The organism is Caldithrix abyssi DSM 13497, from assembly GCF_001886815.1.
GTDB lineage: Bacteria > Calditrichota > Calditrichia > Calditrichales > Calditrichaceae > Caldithrix > Caldithrix abyssi.
The window spans coordinates 4,023,129-4,044,675 of record NZ_CP018099.1 but is presented as its reverse complement, the minus strand read 5'-3'; the positions used below and the strand labels follow the sequence as shown (position 1 = coordinate 4,044,675).

The window sequence follows — 21,547 nt, the reverse complement described above, 5'->3', positions numbered from 1 at the left end:
ATGTTCAAAAATCCTTTTATAATAAAGGGCGGTGTACATATTGATAAACGTGGTACTTTGAAGTTTGTAAATGATTTTAGTTTAGAACATATAAAAAGATTTTATATTATCCATTGTAACAAAAGAATAATACGGGCCTGGCAGGGGCATAAAAAGGAATTTAAATATTTTTATCCAATTAAAGGAGAATTCAAAATATATACGGTAAAAATCGACGAGTGGTTAGATCCTTCTGAAAACTTAGAAGCTGAAGAATTTATATTAACAGAAAAAAATAATGAAGTTTTAGTAGTACCTGCGGGATATGCGAATGGAATTTTTGCCATGCAAAATGATTCGATTTTACTCGTGTTTTCCAACTTAAATATTGAAGAAGCTAAAAATGATTTATTCCGTTTTGATCAGAATTTGTGGGTAGATTGGGAAAATAAGATAAAGGAATTAATTTGAAAAAAATAGTTATTACCGGGCAGTCAGGATTTATTGGAAGTCATTTATATAATTATTTAAAATATGTTTCGAAAGATTTTGAAATCATCCCTTTTGAAGATCATTTTTTTAAGGATGAAGCTAAATTAAAAAGTATAGTTAAAAAAGCTGATGTTTTGGTTCATTTGGCGGCATTGAACCGGCATAATGATCCTGATGAGATTTTTAAAACCAATAAGCAGTTAGTCGAAAAAATTATAAACGCCTGTAACGCAACGAATTCAAAGCCACATATCATTTTCGCTTCATCCACCCAGGAGGCAAGGGATAATCCTTATGGACTATCAAAAAAAGAAGGCAGATTAATGTTCTCTAAGTGGGCCAGAGAAAAAGGCGCGACATTTACCGGTTTAATTATCCCAAATGTTTTTGGCCCGTTTGGAAGACCTTTTTATAATTCTGTGGTAGCAACATTTTCTTACCAATTAATTCATAACAAAACGCCAAAAATTGAAGTAGATGCGCGATTGAAACTAATCTATGTTCAGGAATTGATAGAAGAGATACATCGTATTATTCATAAAACCATTGGTAATGAAAAATATTATATCAAACATACAGAAGAGACGAGAGTAAGCGAGATATTAACAATATTAACTCAATATAAGAACAACTATATTATTCAAAATGCTATTCCGGAATTACAAACGGAATTTAAACGTAATCTTTTTAACACTTTTCGTTCGTATATAGACATAGATAAATTTTATCCTGTATATCTTGAAAAAAGAGAAGATAACAGAGGCTTTTTGGTAGAAAGTGTCAAAGAAAGAACGGGCGGTCAATTGTTTTATTCATTTACCCTACCGGGTATAACTCGCGGCAATCATTTCCATATTCGAAAAATAGAAAGATTTTGTGTTATCAAAGGGCAAGCAATTATTCGCTTAAGGAAAATTGGTACACGGAAAATTGTTGAATACGAAGTGGATGGTAACAATCCAGCTTTTATCGATATACCTATTTGGTACACCCACAATATAACGAATATTGGAAAAGATGAAATGATTACGTTATTTTGGAGCAATGAGATTTTTAATCCCGATGATACCGATACATTTTTTGAAAAAGTTTAAATCAATATAAAAGGCAAAAATATAGAGATAAAATTATGAAAAATATATTAAAAACATTTAATTAATTGTCTCAAGGGTAGATTCTAAAAATATATATTGTTTAAAATATTGATACAAAATCAAAAAAGAATAATAATGAATAGAATAATTTATATTTTATCTATGGGACATTCAGGTTCTACAATATTAGATATGACATTAGGGCAGTTTCCCAATGTTTTTTCTACTGGTGAATTAAAACATTTGATGTGGCAACTTTATAGAGAAATTAATAATATCGAAGATGAAGAGGGGAAATGTACGTGTAATAAAAAGTTTATAAAATGTTACTACTGGTCAAATATATTAACTAACATTGCGAAAGAAAAAAATATTCCTGTATCGGATCTTCCAAATCAATTTAATTTAAAGTATTTTGAAAAGTTATCTTTTTTTAATGATAATTATTATTTAAAATTACAAAGATATTTAGTTAAAAAATATCCAATATTGAATAAATTTCTATATAGAAAAAAAAATAATATTATAACAAATAATAATTTTTTGTTATATAAAAATATATTTAGAGTTATTAATAAAGAATTTATTGTTGATTCATCTAAGGATATTATTAGGTATTATAATATTGAAAAAAAAAATAATGTTTTCCCAATTATTCTTATTCGTGATATTAATGAATTAAAGAATTCAAAATATGTTACACAGAATAAAAGCAAATTATGGAAAAGTTGGATAAATTATTATGAAAGCTTAAAACCAATGATGTTAATGAAAAAGAAAAAAGATTATCATATAATTAGTTTTGAACGGTTCTTAAATAATCCATATCAGGAAGTTAAAAAAATATGTAAAAAACTTAATATTGATATTTCTTCTTTCTCTACGGTTTTAAAAAAAAGTAAATATCATTTAGTTGCTGGAAATCCTATGCGTTACGAAGAAGAGATTTTAGTTAAAGAAAAAAAACTAAATGTTTCCAGTTATATAAAATCAATTAAAAAAAGTGGATTATCTTCTTTTTATATCGATCAATTAATCCAAGGGCTATAATGACAAATTTTCAAAAATCAATTATCCATCAGGAATCAAAAATTTCAAAATTAAAAGTAATGACCTTCGTAGGTACTCGTCCTGAAATCATTCGTTTATCGGCCACGATTAAATTATTGGATCAATTTGTCAATCATATTCTGGTTCATACCGGTCAGAATTATGATTATGAGTTGAACGAGATATTTTTTAAGGATTTAGATCTTAGAAAACCGGATTATTTTTTAAATGTGGATATTTCCAGCCTGGGCGCTGCAGTGGGAGATATTATCAAAAAATCCGAGGAGGTATTAATAAAAGAGAAACCGGATGCAGTTTTGGTATTAGGTGACACTAATTCATGTTTAGCTGCTTACATGGCCAAAAGAATGCATATTCCTATTTACCATATGGAAGCAGGAAATAGATGTTTTGATTTTAATGTGCCAGAGGAGATTAATAGGAGAATCATTGACCATATTGCTGATTTTAATCTGGTTTATACAGAACATGCCAGAAGACATTTATTAACTGAGGGCTTACCTCATAGGAGAATCTATCTTACCGGATCACCTATGTTTGAAGTTTTACAACAAAATATGGAAAAAATAAGTAATTCTAAGATTCTAAATGAGTTAAAATTGGAAAGAAAAAAATATTTTATCGTGAGCGTTCATCGTGAAGAAAATGTAGATTATAAAACTAATCTTCAAAATATAATAGAGATACTCAATCTTATAGTAAAGGAATATGATTTCCCGGTAATTGTAACCACCCATCCACGTACAAGAAAGCGAATGCAATCATTATCAGAGATTCAAATAAATGAAAAAATAAAGTTTTTAAAACCTTTCGGATTTTCGGATTACGTTCATCTACAGATGCACGCTCTTTGTACGATATCGGATAGTGGTACTATTAGTGAAGAATCGGCTATATTGAATTTCCCTGCAATTACTTTAAGAAATTCTATGGAAAGACCAGAGGCTATGGATTCTGGTACTATTATCCTTACAGGTTTTAGTAAAGACGTAATTTTTAATTCAATTAATTTGGCAATTGATGAATATAAACAAAATAGAAAAAAGGAAATACCAAAAGAATATTTAGTCACAGACACTTCCTGGCGAGTTTTAAAATTGATAATGGGTACTGTAAAATTAAGTAATAAATGGTTTGGAATAGAAAAAAAATGAATATCGTAATTGCTACTTCTTCTTCGATTCCTTATGGGTTAGCTCTTTCTAATAGAATATTAAGCTTTGCAAAAGGTTTCCAAAAAAATGGTCATAATTGTGAAATATTAATTCTTAATCCTACTGAAAAGGATAATAGGACTAGAAATAGAAAGCCTTCAGGCTTTTATGAAAATATTAAATATAGATATGCTTGTAAATCAACAATAATTCCGTCGTCAAGAATTCTTAAAGTTTTAATATTTTTTAAAAGTATATTTAGCTCAATTTATTATTTAAATAAAAAAAACGAAAATAATAAAATTGATGTAATTTTAATTTTTCATACATATTCTATATATTTATTTTTAATTTCTATTTATTCTAAAATCAAAAAAATAAAAATCATTCATGAAAGAAACGAATATCCTTTTATTGGCATAAAAAACGTATTTAAAAAATTAGATTACTTTTTCTATTGCAATGTGGTTATAAAAATATTCGATGGTTATATTTTTATAACAAAAGAATTAGAAAAATATTTTAAAAATTACTTAAATTTAAAAAAACCTTCTATAATTATCCCAATACTTGTAGAACCTGAAAGGTTTAAAAATAGAAAAAATAATTTTCAGTTAAATTTTAATTATCTTGCTTATTGTGGTTATTTATGGGGTGATAAAGATGGGGTTGATATTTTAGTTGAAGCATTTTCTAATGTTCTTAAAATATATTCAGATCTAAAATTGTTTTTGATAGGTGATATTTCAAATCAACATGAATTTAAAAAATTATTTGATAGATTGGAAAAATTAGGCATTTCTAATAATGTAGTTTTTACAGGTAAGGTTAGCAGAGATGAAATGCCTTATTTGCTTTATGGTGCAAAATTATTACTTCTCTCAAGGCCGGATAATGTTCAAGCAAAAGGTGGGTTCCCTACAAAATTAGGAGAATATTTAGCAACAGGAAAACCTGTGGTGGTCACAAGAGTTGGTGAAATTCCTTATTATTTGAAAGATCGAGTAAATGCTTTTCTTGCAAAACCAGATTCTTCTGAGGCTTTTGCTAATAAAATCTTAGAAGCATTGAATGATTATAATTTCGCAAAAAAGATAGGTGAAAATGGTAAAAAATTGTCCATGAAAGAATTTAATTATATATTTCAGACTAAAAGGTTAATAAGTTTTTTTAATACAATATAATTTTATGATAACAATTTCATTCCTTGGTGATATATACTTAAATAATAATTATAAAACATTAGGACAAAAGAATGTCAATCCATTTGCAGGTATTTCTGATATATTAAAAAAAGGTAGATTATGTAATAGGGAATTTAGAAACGGTTTGCAAGGGATATGAATGAGAAAATTTATTAAAATATAACTGTTTAAAACAAATTTATATGTATTAAAAATTTTCAAATAATATGATTTTATAATAATGAAATACGCGTATATGAAAGTTTATGAAAAACTTAGGTAAATGGAATAATGTCTCTTATTTTGATGGGCGACATAGCTATAAATGGTTTATTTCTATTAAGAAAAGAAGAAGATAATAAAAAAAGAATTGAAAAGATTGCCCATTTGTTTTGTAGGAATTTAGGTATAATAGCAAATTTTGAAGTACCAATAATAGGTAATAAAAATAATTTTGATTTTAATAAAGACAAGCATTTTTATACTTACACTCATGTAGTTAAAACAATATTACCGTTATTACAAATAAAAGTTGTTTCCCTCGCTAACAACCATATTTATGATTGTGGACTCTCTGGCGTTAAAAAAACAATTGATGTATTAGATGATTTAAATATTCTTCATACTGGTGCCGGTATTAAATCTGAACATGTTGAACCGGCAATTTTTGATTTGAATAATAAATCTATAGCTGTATTAGCCTATGTTGATAAGTCAACCCATCCAAGTGTTAGAAACAATGACAATTTTTTTATTAATTATATTTATCTTGATAAAATAACCAAAGATATTAGAGAGGTAAGAAAAAAAGCGGATATTGTTGTTATAAGTTTGCATTGGGGTAAAGACTATTCAAACTTTTTTACTAAAAAGCAACAAGAATTGGCCCATGCTATCATAGATAGAGGTGCGGACGTCATTATGGGGCATCATCCCCATACGATTCAACCTTATGAAATTTACAAGGGGAAGCCAATTTTTTATAGTCTTGGTCAATTGTGTTTTGGAGATTTCTATTGGGAAGGTGAATTACGGGCATTAAAACGTAAAACAAAAGTTGGCATGATTGTCAAACTAGATGTGAACGATCTTAAAAATTTTTCGATAATACTAACCAAAGAGCATAAAGGAAATTATATTTCAATCCTTGATTGTAATGTTAAAAGGAAATTTGCTATTTTGTCTTTTTTGAACAAATTAAAGATTAATTATTCCTTCTTCAATTGGGTTTTAAACGTTAAAGAAAGTTATATTGATCGTATCTATGAATATTTCTTTGGCTATTATAGAAATCCTTTGAAGCAATTGTTCAATATCAAAAATTTTCGAAAAATAAAATTTCTTATTAGAGATTATAAGGGTTACGAATAAAATATGAATTGGTATATTGCAAAACATCCAGCCTTTGGTTCCATAACAAATACAAAAAACTTTCAGACGAATATTACTCCTATTAAGATCACTGAAGGATTAAGTTATTTTCTTGAGGGATATTTTGTGCCCAGGATTTCTGAAAATGAAAAATATAGAAAATTAGATTTCACAGAACTTTTGGGTGAGCTTTTTAAGAAATATAAGATGAATTTTATTAATCATATTAAGGGTGTGTTTAATTTAGTGCTATTTGTTAATGATGAATTCTACATTTTTAATGATAGACATAGCCTGAAGAAATTTTTTATTTATCAAGATGGACAATATTTTATTATTAGTAATAACATAAAATTAATTTCAGAGAAAATAAAATTAGAATTCTCCAAAGAAAATGCAATTATTTTCTATCTATTTGAACACTTTATAAATGGAAAAACTTTATTTGATAAAGTAGAGTATAGCAAACCGGCGTCATTAATAAAATACTCAAAACGATTGGCTATTTCTAATTACTGGAATCCCGAAAGCTTAATTAAACAGAAAATTAGAAAATATTCGTTTGACTATCTGGCAAATCAATGGAAATCAATCATAGGTGGATATATTGATTTCTTGTCGCCGAAGGATATTACGATGACCTTAACCGGCGGTAATGATAGTCGAATGCTGCTTACTGGTTTATTGGCAAATAAGATTAAACCAAATGCTTTTACTTTTGGTAATCCTGAATCTTCAGATGGAGTTATTGCAAAACAGATTGCAGATTACGTTGGATTAAACTATCATAATTATTTTGTTACTGAACCGACCAAAGAGTGGTTTGAAAAATATGCGTTAAAAATTATTGAGATGGGTAACACTTTAATTAATATCCATCGCGCTCACCGACTCGATGCTATCGAAAATGAGATCCAAAATAATCCGGATAATGAAATGATTTTATGTGGTTTTATGGGAGGGGATTATATTAAGGGTATTATTTATGACGATTATATTACCGCTAAATTCATGCGATTATGGAAATATTCTGCTATTTCTGAAGTTGATAAAATCAAGGAAATACTTACTTACCATTTAATAGATTATAAAGAATTTGATTTAGAATATATATTGAATCAAATAAAAACTTTTCCATACCTGAATAATATAAATGATGACATAATTAGAGAATTTTACTTTTTATTTTATGTTCTAGGGGCTGTGCACGTTTATCAGGATAGCCATATATTTTCATCCAAAATTAAATTTTTAGTTAATCCGTTTATGGATGTTGATTTTCTTGAGTTATTATTCTCATCACCATATAGCATGTTGCATAAAAATAATTCCGAAGACAATTTCCATAGAAAATTGAAATATCCGGAATTTGCCGTTAATATAAATTATTTGTTGGCGCCAGAATTGTCTCAAATTCCTTACGCTAAAAAGGGTTTTTACTCCGATGAAGAATATTTAAGCAATAAAATTGTCTATATTTTGAAAAGATTATGGCGTTATAGATCCAAATATAAATATCCGCAAAATTTCCCCTATGGTATATGGATGAAAGAATTTGTTGAAACTCAATTAATAGATTTACATCCCTATGTAAAAGAAATTATAAAAAGCGGTCTGTTAATAGAAAAATTGGAGAAGGATAGACATTTAACAACAGAAGGATACTGGCACCGGTTTACAAATCCCATTAATATCTCCATGAACTTGAAATATTTAGGACTATGATATGAAATGGTGTATTTTAAAGAATGAATTTGACGATAATCATAAAAATTGGATGATTGCCTGTGAAAAATATGGTCAGAATTATGATGTTGTTGATTTGACAAAATCTAACTGGTTAGAAGAAATATCAAAGTTTGATTACATCGGGTTTCTTACCTGTCCTTCCGGAAGAGAATCGCTGTATAAACAATTGTATGATGAGCGAATATATGTTATCAATAAAGTAATGAAAAAATTTTGTTATCCTAATTACGATGAAATAGTTATTCATGAGAATAAAAAATTCTTATACTATTGGTTGAAAGCAAATAAACTTCCGCATCCAAAAACATATGTTTTTTATGATAAAGAAGAGGCGTTAAGTTTTGCAAATGAGGTTGCTTTGCCTATTGTTGGCAAGTTTAATATTGGCGCCTCGGGTAAAGGTGTTAAAATATTTCGTGATAGAAAATCGTTGATTAAATATATTGAATCCGCATTTATAAAGGGTCTGCGTCAGGATTGGGGACCCAATATGAGAATGGGTAATTGGATATTTCGTTTGAAGAAAATTTTTAAAAATCCTTCTCGAATTAAGAATAGAATTGAAGTCTATAAAAGAGTTTATAATGAAATACAAAAAGGTTTTGTAATTCTACAAAAATATATTCCTCATGATTTTGAATGGAGAGTGGTTTGTATTGGTGAATCATATTTTGGATACAAAAAAAAGAAAATTGGAGATAAATGTAGCGGAGGAAAAGGATATATCTATGATGTTCCAACTGAAACACTTTTAAATTTTGTTAAAGATATATGCACTAAATATCTCTTTAATACTATGGCGTTTGATTTATTTGAGGATGGAAACGGGGTTTATTTAATAAATGAAATGCAGACGATATTTGGTCATGTTAAAGATCACATTTGTGAGAAAAATGGAAAACCTGGTAGATTAGTTTTTGCAAGTGGAAAATGGAAATTTGAAGAAGGCATGTTTAATTCAAATCTTTCTTACGATTTGCGTATGGAGGATGCGATAAGATTGACAAAAAAATGATAAAAATATTATTTGTATCATCTGGAAATAATAAATTTGGTATCTCACCGATTGTATATAATCAGGGCGAATCAATAAAAAAATATGATATACATATAGATTATTTTACTATAGTGGGGAAAGGGATATTCGGATATTTGAAAAATGTATTTTTAATCAGGAATAAAATAAATAATAAATATGATATAATTCATGCTCATTATTCATTATCTGCATTAGCTACAACACTGGCTTCCCCTAATATCCCATTTGTCGTATCGCTTATGGGAACAGATTCCAGAATGAATATATTCTGGAGAATGTTAATTAAAATATGTTACCTGGCATTCTGGGATCATACAATAGTAAAATCCAAATCGATGAAGGAAAGTTTACATCTCAATAAAGCCTCTGTAATACCTAATGGGGTTAATCTTGAGAAATTTGAGTTAAGAGATAAATTAGAAATGAGAAAAAAATTGGGGCTACTTGAAAATAATAAATATATTTTATTTTTCTCAAATCCTGAACGTCCGGAAAAGAATTTTTCTCTTGCAAAAAATGCGGTAAATAATTTGAAAGATGATTCAATAATTCTTTTGCCCATATTTGATAAGAAGCATTCTGAAGCGATTGAATATTTATATGCTTCGGATATTTTATTGATGACATCATTATGGGAAGGCTCGCCTAATGCCATTAAAGAAGCAATGGCTTGTAATCTGCCAATAGTCTCGACAGATGTAGGTGATGTAAAATGGTTAATTGATGGTGTTGATGGCTGTTATTTAACGTCATTTGATCCAAATGATGTGGCTGAAAAAATAAAATTATCTTTGAATTTTTCGGATAAAGTTGGAAGAACTAAAGGGAGAGAAAGAATCATTCAATTGGGTTTGGATTCCGATACCATTGCAAAAAAGATAATAGAAGTTTATAATTCAGTGATTAAGAATGATTGAAATTATTTCTGATTATAATAGAGTGGATATCAGCCAATGGCAGGAATTTATAAAAAAACATCCTAACGGCAATATTTTTCAGACGCCGGAAATGTATGCGTTTTTCAAAAGCGTTAAAAACTATGATCCTTATATTTTTGTGGCGTTAGATAAACAAAAAAAAATCGTTGGCGTTCTTTTAGCTGTGGTAATCAAGGAAACCCGTCTTGCGGGTTTTTTTTCTGCCCGCTGTATTATTTGGGGAGGACCGTTAGTCTCAGGACAGTCTAATGCTCAAAAAATTATGGGCTTATTGCTAACAGAATTCAATAAAACGCTTTCAGGAAAAACAATCTATACCGAATTCCGCAATTTATTTTCTATAAAAGAGTTTGAGAAAGTATTTGAGGAAGAAAAATTTGTTTTTAATGGGCATTATAACTTTATCGTTGATTTAAGGGATAAAGAGTTATTATGGAAAAGAATCAATTCCGGGAAAAAAAGACAGATTAAAAAATCATTAAAGAATGGCGCCAAAATTGTTGAGCCCACTGATATTAAAGAGGTGAAGGAATTCTATCAAATTCTTTTTCATTTATATAAATCAAAAGTTAAAAAACCACTCCCATCTTTTTCTTTTTTTGAAAATTTTTTTTATAATAAAGAATTAGGCAAATATTTATTAATTGAATATAATAGTAAAATTGTTGGCGGCATCATGTGTCCGGTTTATAAAGATACTATTTATGAATGGTATGTCTGTGGACTGGATCGAGAATATAAAGATATTTATCCCAGTGTTCTGGCAACCTGGGCGGCAATCTATTATGGTATGAAAAATAATTTAAAATACTTTGATTTCATGGGCGCCGGAAAACCGGATCAGGATTATGGCGTTCGAAAATTTAAGTCCCAATTTGGCGGCGAACTGGTAAATTACGGAAGATACATCCGTATTAATAATAAATTTTTATACTATTTAGGTAAATTCGGCTTAAAATTATACCAGAAACTCAGATTCTAACTCCTAACTTTCTAAACTGCTAAACCATTAATCACCTCAACACCTCAACAAATAAACAATTTAAAAATGAAAATACTTATCGACATCGGCCATCCGGCCCATGTTCATTTATTCAAACATTTTGCCTGGCAAATGCAAAACAAAGGCCATGAAATCTTTTTTACCTGCCGGGAAAAAGAATTCGAAATTTACCTATTAAGAAAATATGGATTTAAATTTAAGTCATTTGGCAAAAAATATGTATCCACTTTAGGGAAATTACTTGGATTAATTGAGTTTGATATAAAAGAAATCATTTCAGGAATTAAATTTAAACCGGATATTTTTCTAAGCCATGGTTCCATATATGCCGCGCATGCGGCTTTTTTATTAAGAAAACCGCATATTGCTCTGGAGGATACCGGTAATTGGGAACAGGTTCGTTTATATCTGCCTTTTACTGAGGTAATTTTAACTTCGGATGTTTTTCCAATCGATTATGGGAAAAATAAGCAAATCAGGTATATGGGGCATCACGAATTAACATATTTACATCCAAATTATTTTCAAAAGGATGAATCGTTTTTTAAAATGTTAAATATTGCTAAAAATGAAAAGTTCGTATTATTAAGATTAGTGGCCTGGAATGCGACTCATGATATTGGACAAAAAGGTATTTCTAAAAATTCTTTAAGAGAAATAATAAAATTATTGGAGCGGAAATACAGGGTTTTTATTAGTACAGAGAGTAATTTAAATGAAAATTTTAAAAAATATAAAATATCTTTTCCTCCCGACAGAATGCATCAGGCACTTTATTACGCAGATCTATTCATCGGTGAAGGTACCACTATGTCTATGGAAGCAGCAATTCTGGGAACGCCTTCTATATATGTAAATAGTTTACAATATTCTAATGTTAAAGATATGGAAAAATATGGTTTGATTTATAATTTTAAATCCACTGAAGGATTGCTTAATAAAATTAAAGAAATTATGTCTGATGAAAATATTAAATTAGAATGGCAAAAACGCCGCGAACGCATGCTGAAAGATAAGATCGATGTCACCGCCTTTCTGGTCTGGTTCGTGGAGAATTATCCGGAAAGCGCGAGGATTATGAGGGAGGAACCGGAGTATCAGTATCGGTTTAAATAGATTTTTGAGTTGTTTAGTTGTTGAGCTGTTGAGTTGTTTATTTGTTTAGTTGATCGAAAGATTACATATTTGAATTTATGCACAAAGAATATCAATATAGTTTTGAGAAGTTAAAGGTGTGGCAGAATGCGAGAAAATTTGTGTTGGAAGTTTATCAAATAACCGATAAGTTTCCAAAGCATGAAAGATTTGGTCTAATTGATCAGATAAGGCGGGCATCAGTTTCAATACCTGCGAATATTGCAGAAGGAAGTTCAAGATTATCATCTAAAGATCAAGCTCATTTTACTAATATCTCTTATAGCAGTTTAATGGAAGTTTTAAGTCATTTTTATCTTGCTTTAGATTTGAAATATATTAATGAAAAAATTTTTAATGATTTAAAATTAAAAATATATGAAATTTCCAATCAGTTGAATTCTTTACGCAAATCACAAATAAACAAATAAACAACTCAACAAATAAACAACTCAACAATTAAACATCAAACTCCTAAACTTTTAAACATGAAACATGGATTTTACCTTAAAAATATTTCAAAACCTGCTTCAAACTTTTATAAAAAACCAATTCCAATTTACAACCTTCCATAATTATATCCGTAAATTATCGAATACAAAAACAGCCAATTCAACACCTCAACACCTCAACACCTCAACCTCCATATCTAAACCTCTAAACACCTCAACCTCTAAACTTCTAAACTTCTCCCCCTCTAAACTAATCATTCTCCGTCACGATGTGGACCGCATCCCTGAAAACGCCTTACAAACAGCAATTATTGAACATGAGCTGGGCATACAAGGAACATACTATTTCCGTGTGGTACCTGAAAGTTATGACCTGCAGATAATGGATAAGATTGCCGAATTAGGGCATGAGATTGGTTATCATTATGAGGATGTGGACCTTGCAATTAAAAATTACGAATTACGAATTACGAATTATGAGTTGCAAAAAGATGAATTAATCGATGCGGCGTATGAGAGTTTTTGTGAAAATTTGGAGATGTTTCGGAAAAATTTTGATATAAAAACCATTTGTATGCATGGGTCTCCAAGATCGAAATATGACAATAAATTGATCTGGAGTAAATACGATTATCGGGAATTAGGGATTATCGGTGAACCGTATTTTGATATCGATTTTACGGAATTTGCGTATTATACGGACACTGGTAGGAGATGGGATGGGAATTCTGTTAGTGTGAGGGATAAGGTGGACAGTAGGCAATATGCAGTAGGCAGTAGGCAGAATTTAGTAAACAGTAAGGAGTATGGAGTAGGGAGTAAGGAGGGAGATAAAGTGACGCGTAACGAGTTACGCGTGACGAGTGGGAAGTGGCCACGTTTTAGAAAAACGATTGAGATTATCAAAGCTGTTGAAGAAGAGAAATTTCCGCAAAAGGCCATGATAACGGTGCATCCGCAGAGGTGGACGGATGATCCGGTTTTGTGGGTGAAAGAGTTGGTTTGGCAGAATGTGAAGAACATAGTTAAATGGGGAATCGTTAAAGTAGGCAGTATGGAGTAGGGAGAATTGAGTAAGGAGTAAGGAGGATGGGGTATAGGGGATTTCGAGATTTAAAGGTATACCAATTATCTTATCGATTATTTCTTGAAATTTTCGATTTAACTAAAAATTTTCCAAAAGAAGAATTGTATTCATTGACAGACCAAATAAGAAGGTCTTCCCGATCAGTCCCGGCAAATATAGCTGAAGCATGGAGAAAGAGAAAGTATCCCAAGTCATTTGTTAGTAAGCTTATCGATTTATTATCAGAAGAATCAGAAACAGAAGTTTGGTTAGATTATTCAAAAGACTTGAATTATAAGACCAAAGAAAAATATAAATATTTTATCCAAAAATATGATGAAGTAGCAAGAATGCTTTCTTCAATGATTGAAAATCCGCAAAAGTTCTGTTATTAAACAAATTTTCCATTCTCCATACTCCATACTCCATACTGCATACTGCTTACTGAATTTTACCGTCATTCGCCACTAAACACCTAAACTCCTAAACCTCTCAACAAAAAATGAAACATCGTCTAACAAATCTCGCCTTCTTGATATGGTTAATCGCTGTGCTTATTTTGTCTGTTTTCCCGGATAATGAGGCATTAGCGGAAGGGCCGTTGTCCTTTGACAAACATGGATATTTCCAGCATGTCGTTGCCTACGCCGCCGGCATGGGGATAGGTTATTATTCAACGATTTTTGATAGAAGATGGAAGATAGGAATGGTGGTTTTATTATGGGGGATCGGACTGGAGGCGGCGCAATATTGGTTGCCATATCGGTCGTTTAATTTATTTGATATTTTTGCCAATGTAGCAGGGTGTACATTCATATTTATTCCCTTAGAATACTTCCTTCGAAAGATCTAGTGCCTTAGCGTGCGAAAATTTTAAAACTCATCCCCCAGCCGGGGGTGTCTCAAAAGAGAAATTAAATGTATATTTATTTAAATACATGGAAAACTTTACATTAGCCCTCACCCCCTGCCCCCCTCTCCCGAAAATCGCTGACCTTTACCCACACATAGCACCGTGGGTTATGGGCCGTCTCGGCTTGAAGTAAAAATAATATACATCTCGGTTGCCGTATCCAATCGCTGTATTCCTCGCCAGAGCGTTACTGTGCCAGGCTCGCCATCACTCTTTCTGCCTAAATGGCCTCCGATCTGACCTACCATACGGATGGCTTCTCGTAAACTCATCGGCTCCTCCGGCGCTATGGGCGTCTTATGCACATAGCAATACAACGCTTTCCATTCCTCTTCTTTGAAAAATACGCTCGCCGGCGAATCCGGTATTTCACGACCTAACATGGTCATATGATAAATGCGCCAGGCTACAACCATATCCACGGCTAAGGCCGTCTCTAAACGATCCGCACTGCCTAATTGACGATCTTTTATGCGGCAGCCGCTCTTGAGCGTTCGATGATATATCTCGATACCCCAACGACGAGTGTACCACTGCACTCGTTGATAGGCATCAGTAAAATTCTCTACCGACACCGTGGTCAATAACATCCACTCTATTGGACTCTTAATATCAGCTGGCGGATCGACCTCTCGGATATAAACAGCCCACACCTTAATGGGCTTAGAGGACGAAAATCGTTTCGGCGGTTCTAAGTCTATCGACGAATAACGCAAGGACATCTTGGCCTCACGAGCCCTGATATTGCCCCTACGAGGAACATGAATTTGAAATTGACCGCGCTCTTCTTGACTGGACATGTAATCCCACAGATCAATTCCGGCCACTTTGCGATTGCGGCGCTTGCCCACGCGTACCAAAAGTCCTGCCTTGCTATCTTTCCTTTGAGCCTCATGAAATAATTCGTAGATATCCGCCTCTCGATCGCCCACGCTTACGATAAGCGTCTCCGGACATAACTTAGCTATCTCGTTGACCCGGCGATAACTACGTAACCATTTCATACTCTCTTTTTGCTCAATGGGTAATTCCTTACGACGACGCGTCTTGCCTCGATCCTTCGGATCACGAGCCCATACCTGGGCATCCAATACGCCTAACGGCGTGCCATCCTCACTAAAGGCCAATGTATCATGTAAAATCAAGCCAATGCTCTGGTGATCTATATGGCTTGTCGGCCCCAAGTCTTTGGTCATGGGATGCGTGCTGTAGTCTAAAATGGTCGTGTCCTGAGGCGCTAAAACCACCTTGTGTTCTTTTATGCGATCTATCGTCGCCTCGGTATGTGCATCTAAAATAATATCCATGGTTACCTTCTCGTTTTGAAAAAATCGATAGGCGCCCATCGTGCGCGCCTTACCACCACAGGCCTCCGGAATGTTGGCCTGCGGCTTGTTGTAAAAGTCATCCGCTATGGCGTACAAACGCTGTTTGAGACGATTGTCATATAAGCGAATGCTGCCAAATTCCCGCTCCGCCCAATTCGATGAGTCTTTGATTAATCGTCCTTGGCCTAAACCGTCCGCACTCTCCTGACACAAAATCTTTCGCCAGTTCCTTTGCAATGGATAAAGAAATACCTTTTTGGCGATACCGTCACGACGACCGCTGGTATTTCCTACATAAAGCCAGTTGGAAGCCAGGTAACCGATGCCTTTGAAAACACTAGAATCCACATAACTTTCCACCAAAACCGGGCGATAACCATAACGACTCTCCCAATCGGTTCCAATACGCTGCAAGGCTTTACTCAACAGAAATGAAGCCAGATTCTTGACCTTAACCGTAGGTACGATCAAAAAACGATCATTACTGATCACATACTGGATATTCTCCCTTCGCGCCTTTTCGCTCCAGCCAATATAGGCATCCCTGGCTCGTAATTTATAAGTCGCTGAACTAAAGCCTAAAGCGCCAATATAGCCATACTTCTCGCTTTTTACAATATAGCGAATCTGAGCGCCACAAAGTTTTGCGCTTTTAAGGTAATGGAAATTCTCTATTAACTGAAACCATGCGCGCGAATCCTTGCTGTAGCGGCTTTTGATCGGCTCGATTACAATTTCGCCTAAAACCGATAAATGGCCTTCAATGGAGGCGATTGGAACATCAAGCTTACGCTTTTTCTTTTTTTCAAAAGCATAGCTTTTTTTTCGTTCTGGTAATTTGATTAAACTTGAGTTTGACAGTTGTATGGAACATAATTCCTTTATTATTATTAAGTTAGTTTAATTTCATTTTCGTTAAGTTGTCACTACAAAGATAAAAGCGTTGGCTTGCTGCTGCCTATCTCCTGAAATATTTCCAATTGTTCGCCATGCACTCTGGATAATCCTTTACGACGTCTCCCTTCATTTTCCCATTCTACAACCACGACTCGACGCAGGCTCTCCATAGCACGCTGCCAACTTAATTTTATGCCACTCAAACGCTTCTCAAACAATACCGCCATCTGGAATGCAAGAAAACATACCATCACATGAGCCCTGATACGCTTCTCTGTCCAATGAAAATTGGGACGTAAATTCAAACTATGCTTTAATTCGTAAAAACCATGCTCCACATATTTTAAATCTTTATAGCGCGCTATGAGTTCTGATTTACTCAGGTCATGAGCATTGCTTATCACTATAAACCAACCGTCGCTCTTTTCTTCTTCTGATAATACCTCATCTTGCTTATGAATCTCTATCGTATCTTCTGTTAATTCAACATTAAAGAAACGACTTAAACGTTTTCTTGATAATACACTCTTTATTTGATGATATTTATCTTCTGTGTTTATTTCCTTTTTCTTAATCTCTTCTGACAGCTCTAAAAATTCATTAATACGATTGATGCGATTTTTATAGCGCTTTAATGCCGTGGCGGCATTGTAACTGGCCACATAACGAAGTTTTATCTTTTCCTTTTTACCATCTTTTGACTTGATTTCACGCTCCGTTAGGCGCTCATAGATCGTCTCACCAGTCGCCTCTTTATGCGCATTGGCTTCTTTTATAACCGATTTGGCATCCTTGCTCTGACGAACACTCTCTCCAAGAATAAACTCATAACCTTGTTGGATTAAATGCCAGAGATTGTCATTGCTTAATAAACCTTTGTCTGCCACCAGCTGGATATCTTTTACCTTAAATCGCCTGCGAATATCATTGAGCATCTCTTGCAAGGTAGAGCGATCAGCCTTATTGCCAGGGAAGACGTAATGGGCTATAGGAATACCATCTCCGGTCATCACCACGCCAATTACGATCTGTTCTCTATCTCCGCGGTGGTCACGACTATAACCAAACTGACGAATATCGCCTTCTACCAATGAGTTTTCGGCTTCAAAGTAGCTTGATGTTAAATCATAAAAACAAACCTTTAGATCCTGATTAAACAGATCTAGTAAACGATTAGCAAGTTGGGTTTCAATCTTTTCCTTATGAGCTATTAGAAAATCCATCGCTCTTAAAAGATACTCATAACGAATGTCGTCTTTGTTGATACCCGGAATATAAACGGTTTCTAACCAGGTGAGTAGTTTTAGTTTGGAAGAAGGATCATCCAGGCGGTTAAATATCAGACTTTTTAAATGAGCTTCAAGATCAAACTTTATTCCGCTTTTTTCCTTTTGCCTGGCAATAATCTGGCTCATTTTAAGCTCTTTCCATAAATGGACAAGCGCCCAGATTTGACCGAAGGCCTTGACATTATCAATATTGCTATCTAAGTCCTGTAAAGTTAACCCCTTAGCCCTTAAAAGTCCGTTGATAAGCGTGTCTACGTCTTTTTTGATGAATTTGTCGGTAGGGCCTAAATGCAGCAAGATTCGATGGCGTACTTTTCCATTTGAGTCTCTGTAGGACTCAGCGATTTGTAAAGTCTCATGGACTTTGTTATTTCTTTTGGATCGACTTACCTTAACAAACATAGAATGAATATAATAATAAAACGATTTGATAGCAAATAAAAAAAGCACGCCTGCATAGACTACAAAGAAATTGAAACAGAGAAACTTAATTATATGTTTTTTTTGATTTGGCTTTGAAAAATTTGGCGTTAACTGTCAAACTGGGGATTAAACCGCGCCGATCCAGCTCTAATAAGGCTTTACGGCAGCTCATCTCCTGGAATTTCCCATTGGGAGATTTCCAGTCCATCAGTTCGCATACCTCTCGTGATAATTTCCTACGAGATATCTGCGGCTGCCGGGCAATGATCGCATTAATACGTTTTAATATTGGTTCGCTAAAAATTTTCCCATATATTTGCATGTAGAAAATTTAACAAATTATTCCCCCTGTGTCAAGTGTGTGCCAGGTCCAGCGAAAATCGGGAGAGGGGGAATTAAAGGGGGTGAGGGAAAGAAAAAAATTTATAAAAATACATTGTCTTTGACTTTTGGGACAGCCCCGGAGAAATTGTGCCTAATTGCTTAACTTTTTTCTCAAAATAATTTGTTTAATCATTTTCTGCGATTATTTGCGTAATCTGCGAGAAAATTACTTTTCGCACGTTGCGGTTGATTTTGGTTGCGGCTTTGCTGCCTTAGTTTTTTTATTGATTTAATGTTACTGTTTTTTTTGTTGTATTATAAGCCAGATTTTCTTGTTCAGAAATCTGGTTTTTTTATTTGACATTTGATTTTTTTTGTTTATATTTCACATAGTTTAATCCCCAATTATTTTCTCGATTAACTTTATTAATTCATTGGATTTGAGTTTAATCCTTTAAGCAGGCAAGTAGTTTTTATAGTCATTAATTTTTAACTTAATTTATGGTTAAAATGGACGATAAGAATGGAATGAATTACCAAAAGGCGGGCGTTAATTATATTGCATTATGGAATTTGATGCTCAAATCCTTTACACGTGATTTCGAGGATGAACCGAACTCTATGCCAAAATCGAGAGCAAAATACATCGTGTACTTTTTCCTGGCCGATTTAATCTTATTTAATCTATCCATTTATATGGCAGCCTCCTTAAAAAATTGGTGGTTTGCATCCTATTCACAATATCCGGACTTTCTGCTAATTGCTAATATTTCGTTTTTAATCGTCGGCGCTTTTGTAAAAAAATATACGCCTGGTTTATATATCAATAAAAAGTATGGGCTGTGGTTTTTATTAAGGACAACCGTAGGCGTGCTTTATCTGAACGCCTTTATTATGGTGCTGTTTAAGGTGTATTACCTGTCGCGCATCCACTTTTTATTTAGTTTTGTACTATATCAGGCTCTGCTGTTCGCCGTGTATCTGGCTTTCTACCATCTGGGAGGGGAGAGGCTTTTAAAAAGTCTGAACGGCGTAAAAGAACGCTGGTTTGAACACGGCAAATTGAATTATCGATTTATCATCCTCGATTTTTTTCTCTTTTTAGGTTCCTATTATCTTATTTATTATATCAGATACAATACTTTTGCTCTGCAGCCTGAGCACGAACGCATGCTTATTTTGTTAGTGGGCACCGGAGCCATAGCCGGTTTTTCGACGCGCAAGTTTGAGATTTTACCATACAAAAATTTCTTTTACAAAATATCGCCTATTTTTAAGAGCTATCTGGTTATGTTTGCCCTTACCGGTTTATCCATGTTCTTTCTGGGCTGGTACGAGCTATCTCACAAACTGATCTTTGGAAGTATTTCCATGTTTTTTGGATTAGAAATCGCCGGCGTATTCTTCCTTTATATTACGCGCAAGCAGATGCCTGCCGATATTGAAGAAGTTGCCGAAATGGAAAAGTCCTGGCGTAGCGAAAAAGCGATCGCACATTTCCTGTCTCTGGAAGAATCTGACGCCGTTGTCCGGTCGGTGAAAGAGCGTTTGCAAAATCAATATCTAACGGCCTACCCGGAGCTCTTTGAATTTATTGCGCAAAATATCGATTTGCAGAAGGTGGATGAGCAAAAGTCTGTGGTATTGAATACCCATACCTCTTTTAACCTGGAGGTTATAAACGATAATTCCAAACAATTGTTGATCAATCTGCACAAATTGAATGATTTTCGCCGGGTCAATCGATATTTCCTTATTGTCCATCGTAAATTATTGCCCGGGGGATATTTTGTCGGACAGGCGCATACGTTAAAAACGCATAAAGATTGGATGTATGAAAAATTTCCAACCTTTATTGCCAACCTGCTTTATCCGCTGGATTTTTTCTTCAGACGCGTTTGTCCCAAATTGCCGTATATTAAAAACATTTACTTTTTGATTACGCGCGGACAGAATCGCTTAATATCCCGCGCCGAAGTGCTGGGGAGATTGCATTTCTGCGGTTTTAAAGTAATCGCCGAAAAAGAAATGAATAACCGCCTTTACTATATTGCACGCAAGATTCGTTTTCCATCGATTGATCGCAATCCCTCTTACGGCCCATTAATTAAATTAAGGAGAATCGGGCTGGACGGGCGATTAATCTACGTTTACAAGTTTCGAACCATGCATCCCTATTCCGAATACTTGCAAGATTATGTTTATGAAAAGAATAAGCTGGAACAGAACGGGAAGTTTGCCAATGATTTCCGAATAACCACATGGGGCAAATGGATGCGTCGCCTGTGGATTGATGAATTGCCTCAGTTGTACAATTTTTTACGCGGCGATTTGAGTTTAATCGGCGTACGCGCTCTAAGCCCCCATTATTTTAGCCTTTATCCCGATGACGTTAAGGAAATGCGCATCAAGTTCAAGCCGGGGCTGGTGCCGCCTTACTATGCCGATATGCCCAACTCTTTTGAAGAGATTGTCGAATCCGAACGCCGATATCTTCTGAAAAAGATGCAATCGCCCTTCTTAACCGATTGCCAATATTTCACAAAAGCGATGTTTAATATCCTGTTCCGAAACGCTCGCAGCAGATAATGTCGTCAATATACCTTCCTTTATATGTTTACAATGCAATGATCAGCCAGAAAACGAA

19 protein-coding genes are annotated in these 21,547 nt (G+C 33.5%); 16 read left to right on the top strand and 3 right to left on the bottom strand.

Annotation, left to right across the window (positions count from 1 at the left end; all coding sequences use genetic code 11):
* The 15 genes from Cabys_RS15815 to Cabys_RS15745 all read left to right on the top strand — a co-directional run bounded on the left by Cabys_RS15815 (position 1) and on the right by Cabys_RS15745 (position 14,579).
* Positions 1-450: a cupin domain-containing protein gene (locus Cabys_RS15815; RefSeq protein ID WP_006927136.1), complete on the top strand. Its 450-nt coding sequence runs from the start codon at positions 1-3 to the stop codon at positions 448-450.
* The gene (locus tag Cabys_RS15810; protein ID WP_006927135.1) at positions 447-1,565 is read left to right on the top strand and encodes a polysaccharide biosynthesis C-terminal domain-containing protein; all 1,119 of its coding nucleotides are present in this window, start codon (positions 447-449) and stop codon (positions 1,563-1,565) included. The genes Cabys_RS15815 and Cabys_RS15810 overlap by 4 nt, the downstream gene beginning before the upstream one ends.
* Positions 1,566-1,700: 135 nt before the next feature.
* On the top strand, positions 1,701-2,615 hold the full coding sequence (locus tag Cabys_RS15805; RefSeq protein WP_006927134.1) for a hypothetical protein: 915 nt from the start codon (positions 1,701-1,703) through the stop codon (positions 2,613-2,615).
* Positions 2,615-3,790: a non-hydrolyzing UDP-N-acetylglucosamine 2-epimerase gene (gene wecB / locus Cabys_RS15800; protein WP_006927133.1), complete on the top strand. Its 1,176-nt coding sequence runs from the start codon at positions 2,615-2,617 to the stop codon at positions 3,788-3,790. Before Cabys_RS15805 ends, wecB begins: the two co-directional genes overlap by 1 nt.
* Positions 3,787-4,974 (top strand): glycosyltransferase, encoded by a 1,188-nt coding sequence (locus tag Cabys_RS15795; RefSeq protein WP_006927132.1) that lies wholly within the window; start codon positions 3,787-3,789, stop codon positions 4,972-4,974. The genes wecB and Cabys_RS15795 overlap by 4 nt, the downstream gene beginning before the upstream one ends.
* Positions 4,975-5,280: 306 nt before the next feature.
* Entirely contained in the window at positions 5,281-6,345 is a 1,065-nt protein-coding gene (locus Cabys_RS15790; protein WP_169833723.1) for a CapA family protein, read from the top strand.
* Positions 6,346-6,348: 3 nt separating this feature from the next.
* On the top strand, positions 6,349-8,070 hold the full coding sequence (locus Cabys_RS15785) for an asparagine synthetase B family protein (protein ID WP_006927129.1): 1,722 nt from the start codon (positions 6,349-6,351) through the stop codon (positions 8,068-8,070).
* Between the two features lies 1 nt (position 8,071).
* Positions 8,072-9,109 carry an ATP-grasp domain-containing protein gene (locus Cabys_RS15780; RefSeq protein WP_006927128.1) on the top strand — a complete coding sequence of 346 codons (1,038 nt, stop codon included), beginning with the start codon at positions 8,072-8,074 and terminating at the stop codon, positions 9,107-9,109.
* The gene (locus Cabys_RS15775; RefSeq protein WP_006927127.1) at positions 9,106-10,050 is read left to right on the top strand and encodes a glycosyltransferase family 4 protein; all 945 of its coding nucleotides are present in this window, start codon (positions 9,106-9,108) and stop codon (positions 10,048-10,050) included. The genes Cabys_RS15780 and Cabys_RS15775 overlap by 4 nt, the downstream gene beginning before the upstream one ends.
* A complete protein-coding gene (locus Cabys_RS15770; protein WP_006927126.1) occupies positions 10,043-11,053 on the top strand; it encodes a lipid II:glycine glycyltransferase FemX in 1,011 nt (336 codons plus the stop codon). The genes Cabys_RS15775 and Cabys_RS15770 overlap by 8 nt, the downstream gene beginning before the upstream one ends.
* Positions 11,054-11,119: 66 nt before the next feature.
* Positions 11,120-12,190 (top strand): DUF354 domain-containing protein, encoded by a 1,071-nt coding sequence (locus Cabys_RS15765; RefSeq protein WP_006927125.1) that lies wholly within the window; start codon positions 11,120-11,122, stop codon positions 12,188-12,190.
* A gap of 77 nt (positions 12,191-12,267) precedes the next feature.
* Positions 12,268-12,639, top strand: a complete 372-nt coding sequence (locus Cabys_RS15760; RefSeq protein WP_006927124.1) for a four helix bundle protein — start codon at positions 12,268-12,270, stop codon at positions 12,637-12,639.
* 64 nt (positions 12,640-12,703) lie between these two features.
* Positions 12,704-13,723 carry a hypothetical protein gene (locus Cabys_RS20125; protein ID WP_006927123.1) on the top strand — a complete coding sequence of 340 codons (1,020 nt, stop codon included), beginning with the start codon at positions 12,704-12,706 and terminating at the stop codon, positions 13,721-13,723.
* A 26-nt stretch (positions 13,724-13,749) separates the two neighbouring features.
* On the top strand, positions 13,750-14,121 hold the full coding sequence (locus Cabys_RS15750) for a four helix bundle protein (protein WP_006927122.1): 372 nt from the start codon (positions 13,750-13,752) through the stop codon (positions 14,119-14,121).
* A gap of 107 nt (positions 14,122-14,228) precedes the next feature.
* A complete protein-coding gene (locus tag Cabys_RS15745; protein WP_006927121.1) occupies positions 14,229-14,579 on the top strand; it encodes a hypothetical protein in 351 nt (116 codons plus the stop codon).
* A 167-nt stretch (positions 14,580-14,746) separates the two neighbouring features.
* On the opposite strand, the gene Cabys_RS15740 is transcribed toward Cabys_RS15745, so the two are convergent.
* The 3 genes from Cabys_RS15740 to Cabys_RS19900 form a co-directional block, all read right to left on the bottom strand.
* On the bottom strand, positions 14,747-16,810 hold the full coding sequence (locus Cabys_RS15740; protein ID WP_236846918.1) for an IS4 family transposase: 2,064 nt from the start codon (positions 16,808-16,810) through the stop codon (positions 14,747-14,749).
* Positions 16,811-16,893: 83 nt separating this feature from the next.
* Positions 16,894-18,555, bottom strand: coding sequence for an IS1634 family transposase (locus Cabys_RS15735; protein WP_006927120.1), 1,662 nt, complete (start codon positions 18,553-18,555; stop codon positions 16,894-16,896).
* A gap of 85 nt (positions 18,556-18,640) precedes the next feature.
* Positions 18,641-18,898, bottom strand: coding sequence for a hypothetical protein (locus tag Cabys_RS19900; RefSeq protein ID WP_225868899.1), 258 nt, complete (start codon positions 18,896-18,898; stop codon positions 18,641-18,643).
* Positions 18,899-19,521: 623 nt separating this feature from the next.
* Here Cabys_RS19900 and Cabys_RS15730 point away from each other — a divergent pair.
* Positions 19,522-21,489 (top strand): sugar transferase, encoded by a 1,968-nt coding sequence (locus tag Cabys_RS15730; protein ID WP_169313613.1) that lies wholly within the window; start codon positions 19,522-19,524, stop codon positions 21,487-21,489.
* The last annotated feature ends 58 nt before the right edge of the window (positions 21,490-21,547 follow it).

Excerpts from the sequence above, each read along its gene's own strand:
- Cabys_RS15765 (WP_006927125.1), top strand. The coding sequence starts at position 11,120 with ATGAAAATACTTATCGACATCGGCCATCCGGCCCATGTTCATTTATTC.
- Cabys_RS15730 (WP_169313613.1), top strand. The coding sequence starts at position 19,522 with ATGCCAAAATCGAGAGCAAAATACATCGTGTACTTTTTCCTGGCCGAT.
- Cabys_RS15780 (WP_006927128.1), top strand. The coding sequence starts at position 8,072 with ATGAAATGGTGTATTTTAAAGAATGAATTTGACGATAATCATAAAAAT.
- Cabys_RS15805 (WP_006927134.1), top strand. The coding sequence starts at position 1,701 with ATGAATAGAATAATTTATATTTTATCTATGGGACATTCAGGTTCTACA.
- Cabys_RS15750 (WP_006927122.1), top strand. The coding sequence starts at position 13,750 with ATGGGGTATAGGGGATTTCGAGATTTAAAGGTATACCAATTATCTTAT.
- Cabys_RS15785 (WP_006927129.1), top strand. The coding sequence starts at position 6,349 with ATGAATTGGTATATTGCAAAACATCCAGCCTTTGGTTCCATAACAAAT.
- Cabys_RS20125 (WP_006927123.1), top strand. The coding sequence starts at position 12,704 with ATGGATTTTACCTTAAAAATATTTCAAAACCTGCTTCAAACTTTTATA.
- Cabys_RS15735 (WP_006927120.1), bottom strand. The coding sequence starts at position 18,555 with ATGTTTGTTAAGGTAAGTCGATCCAAAAGAAATAACAAAGTCCATGAG.
- Cabys_RS15770 (WP_006927126.1), top strand. The coding sequence starts at position 10,043 with ATGATTGAAATTATTTCTGATTATAATAGAGTGGATATCAGCCAATGG.
- Cabys_RS15795 (WP_006927132.1), top strand. The coding sequence starts at position 3,787 with ATGAATATCGTAATTGCTACTTCTTCTTCGATTCCTTATGGGTTAGCT.
- Cabys_RS15775 (WP_006927127.1), top strand. The coding sequence starts at position 9,106 with ATGATAAAAATATTATTTGTATCATCTGGAAATAATAAATTTGGTATC.
- wecB (WP_006927133.1), top strand. The coding sequence starts at position 2,615 with ATGACAAATTTTCAAAAATCAATTATCCATCAGGAATCAAAAATTTCA.
- Cabys_RS15760 (WP_006927124.1), top strand. The coding sequence starts at position 12,268 with ATGCACAAAGAATATCAATATAGTTTTGAGAAGTTAAAGGTGTGGCAG.
- Cabys_RS15815 (WP_006927136.1), top strand. The coding sequence starts at position 1 with ATGTTCAAAAATCCTTTTATAATAAAGGGCGGTGTACATATTGATAAA.
- Cabys_RS15790 (WP_169833723.1), top strand. The coding sequence starts at position 5,281 with ATGGGCGACATAGCTATAAATGGTTTATTTCTATTAAGAAAAGAAGAA.
- Cabys_RS15745 (WP_006927121.1), top strand. The coding sequence starts at position 14,229 with ATGAAACATCGTCTAACAAATCTCGCCTTCTTGATATGGTTAATCGCT.
- Cabys_RS19900 (WP_225868899.1), bottom strand. The coding sequence starts at position 18,898 with ATGCAAATATATGGGAAAATTTTTAGCGAACCAATATTAAAACGTATT.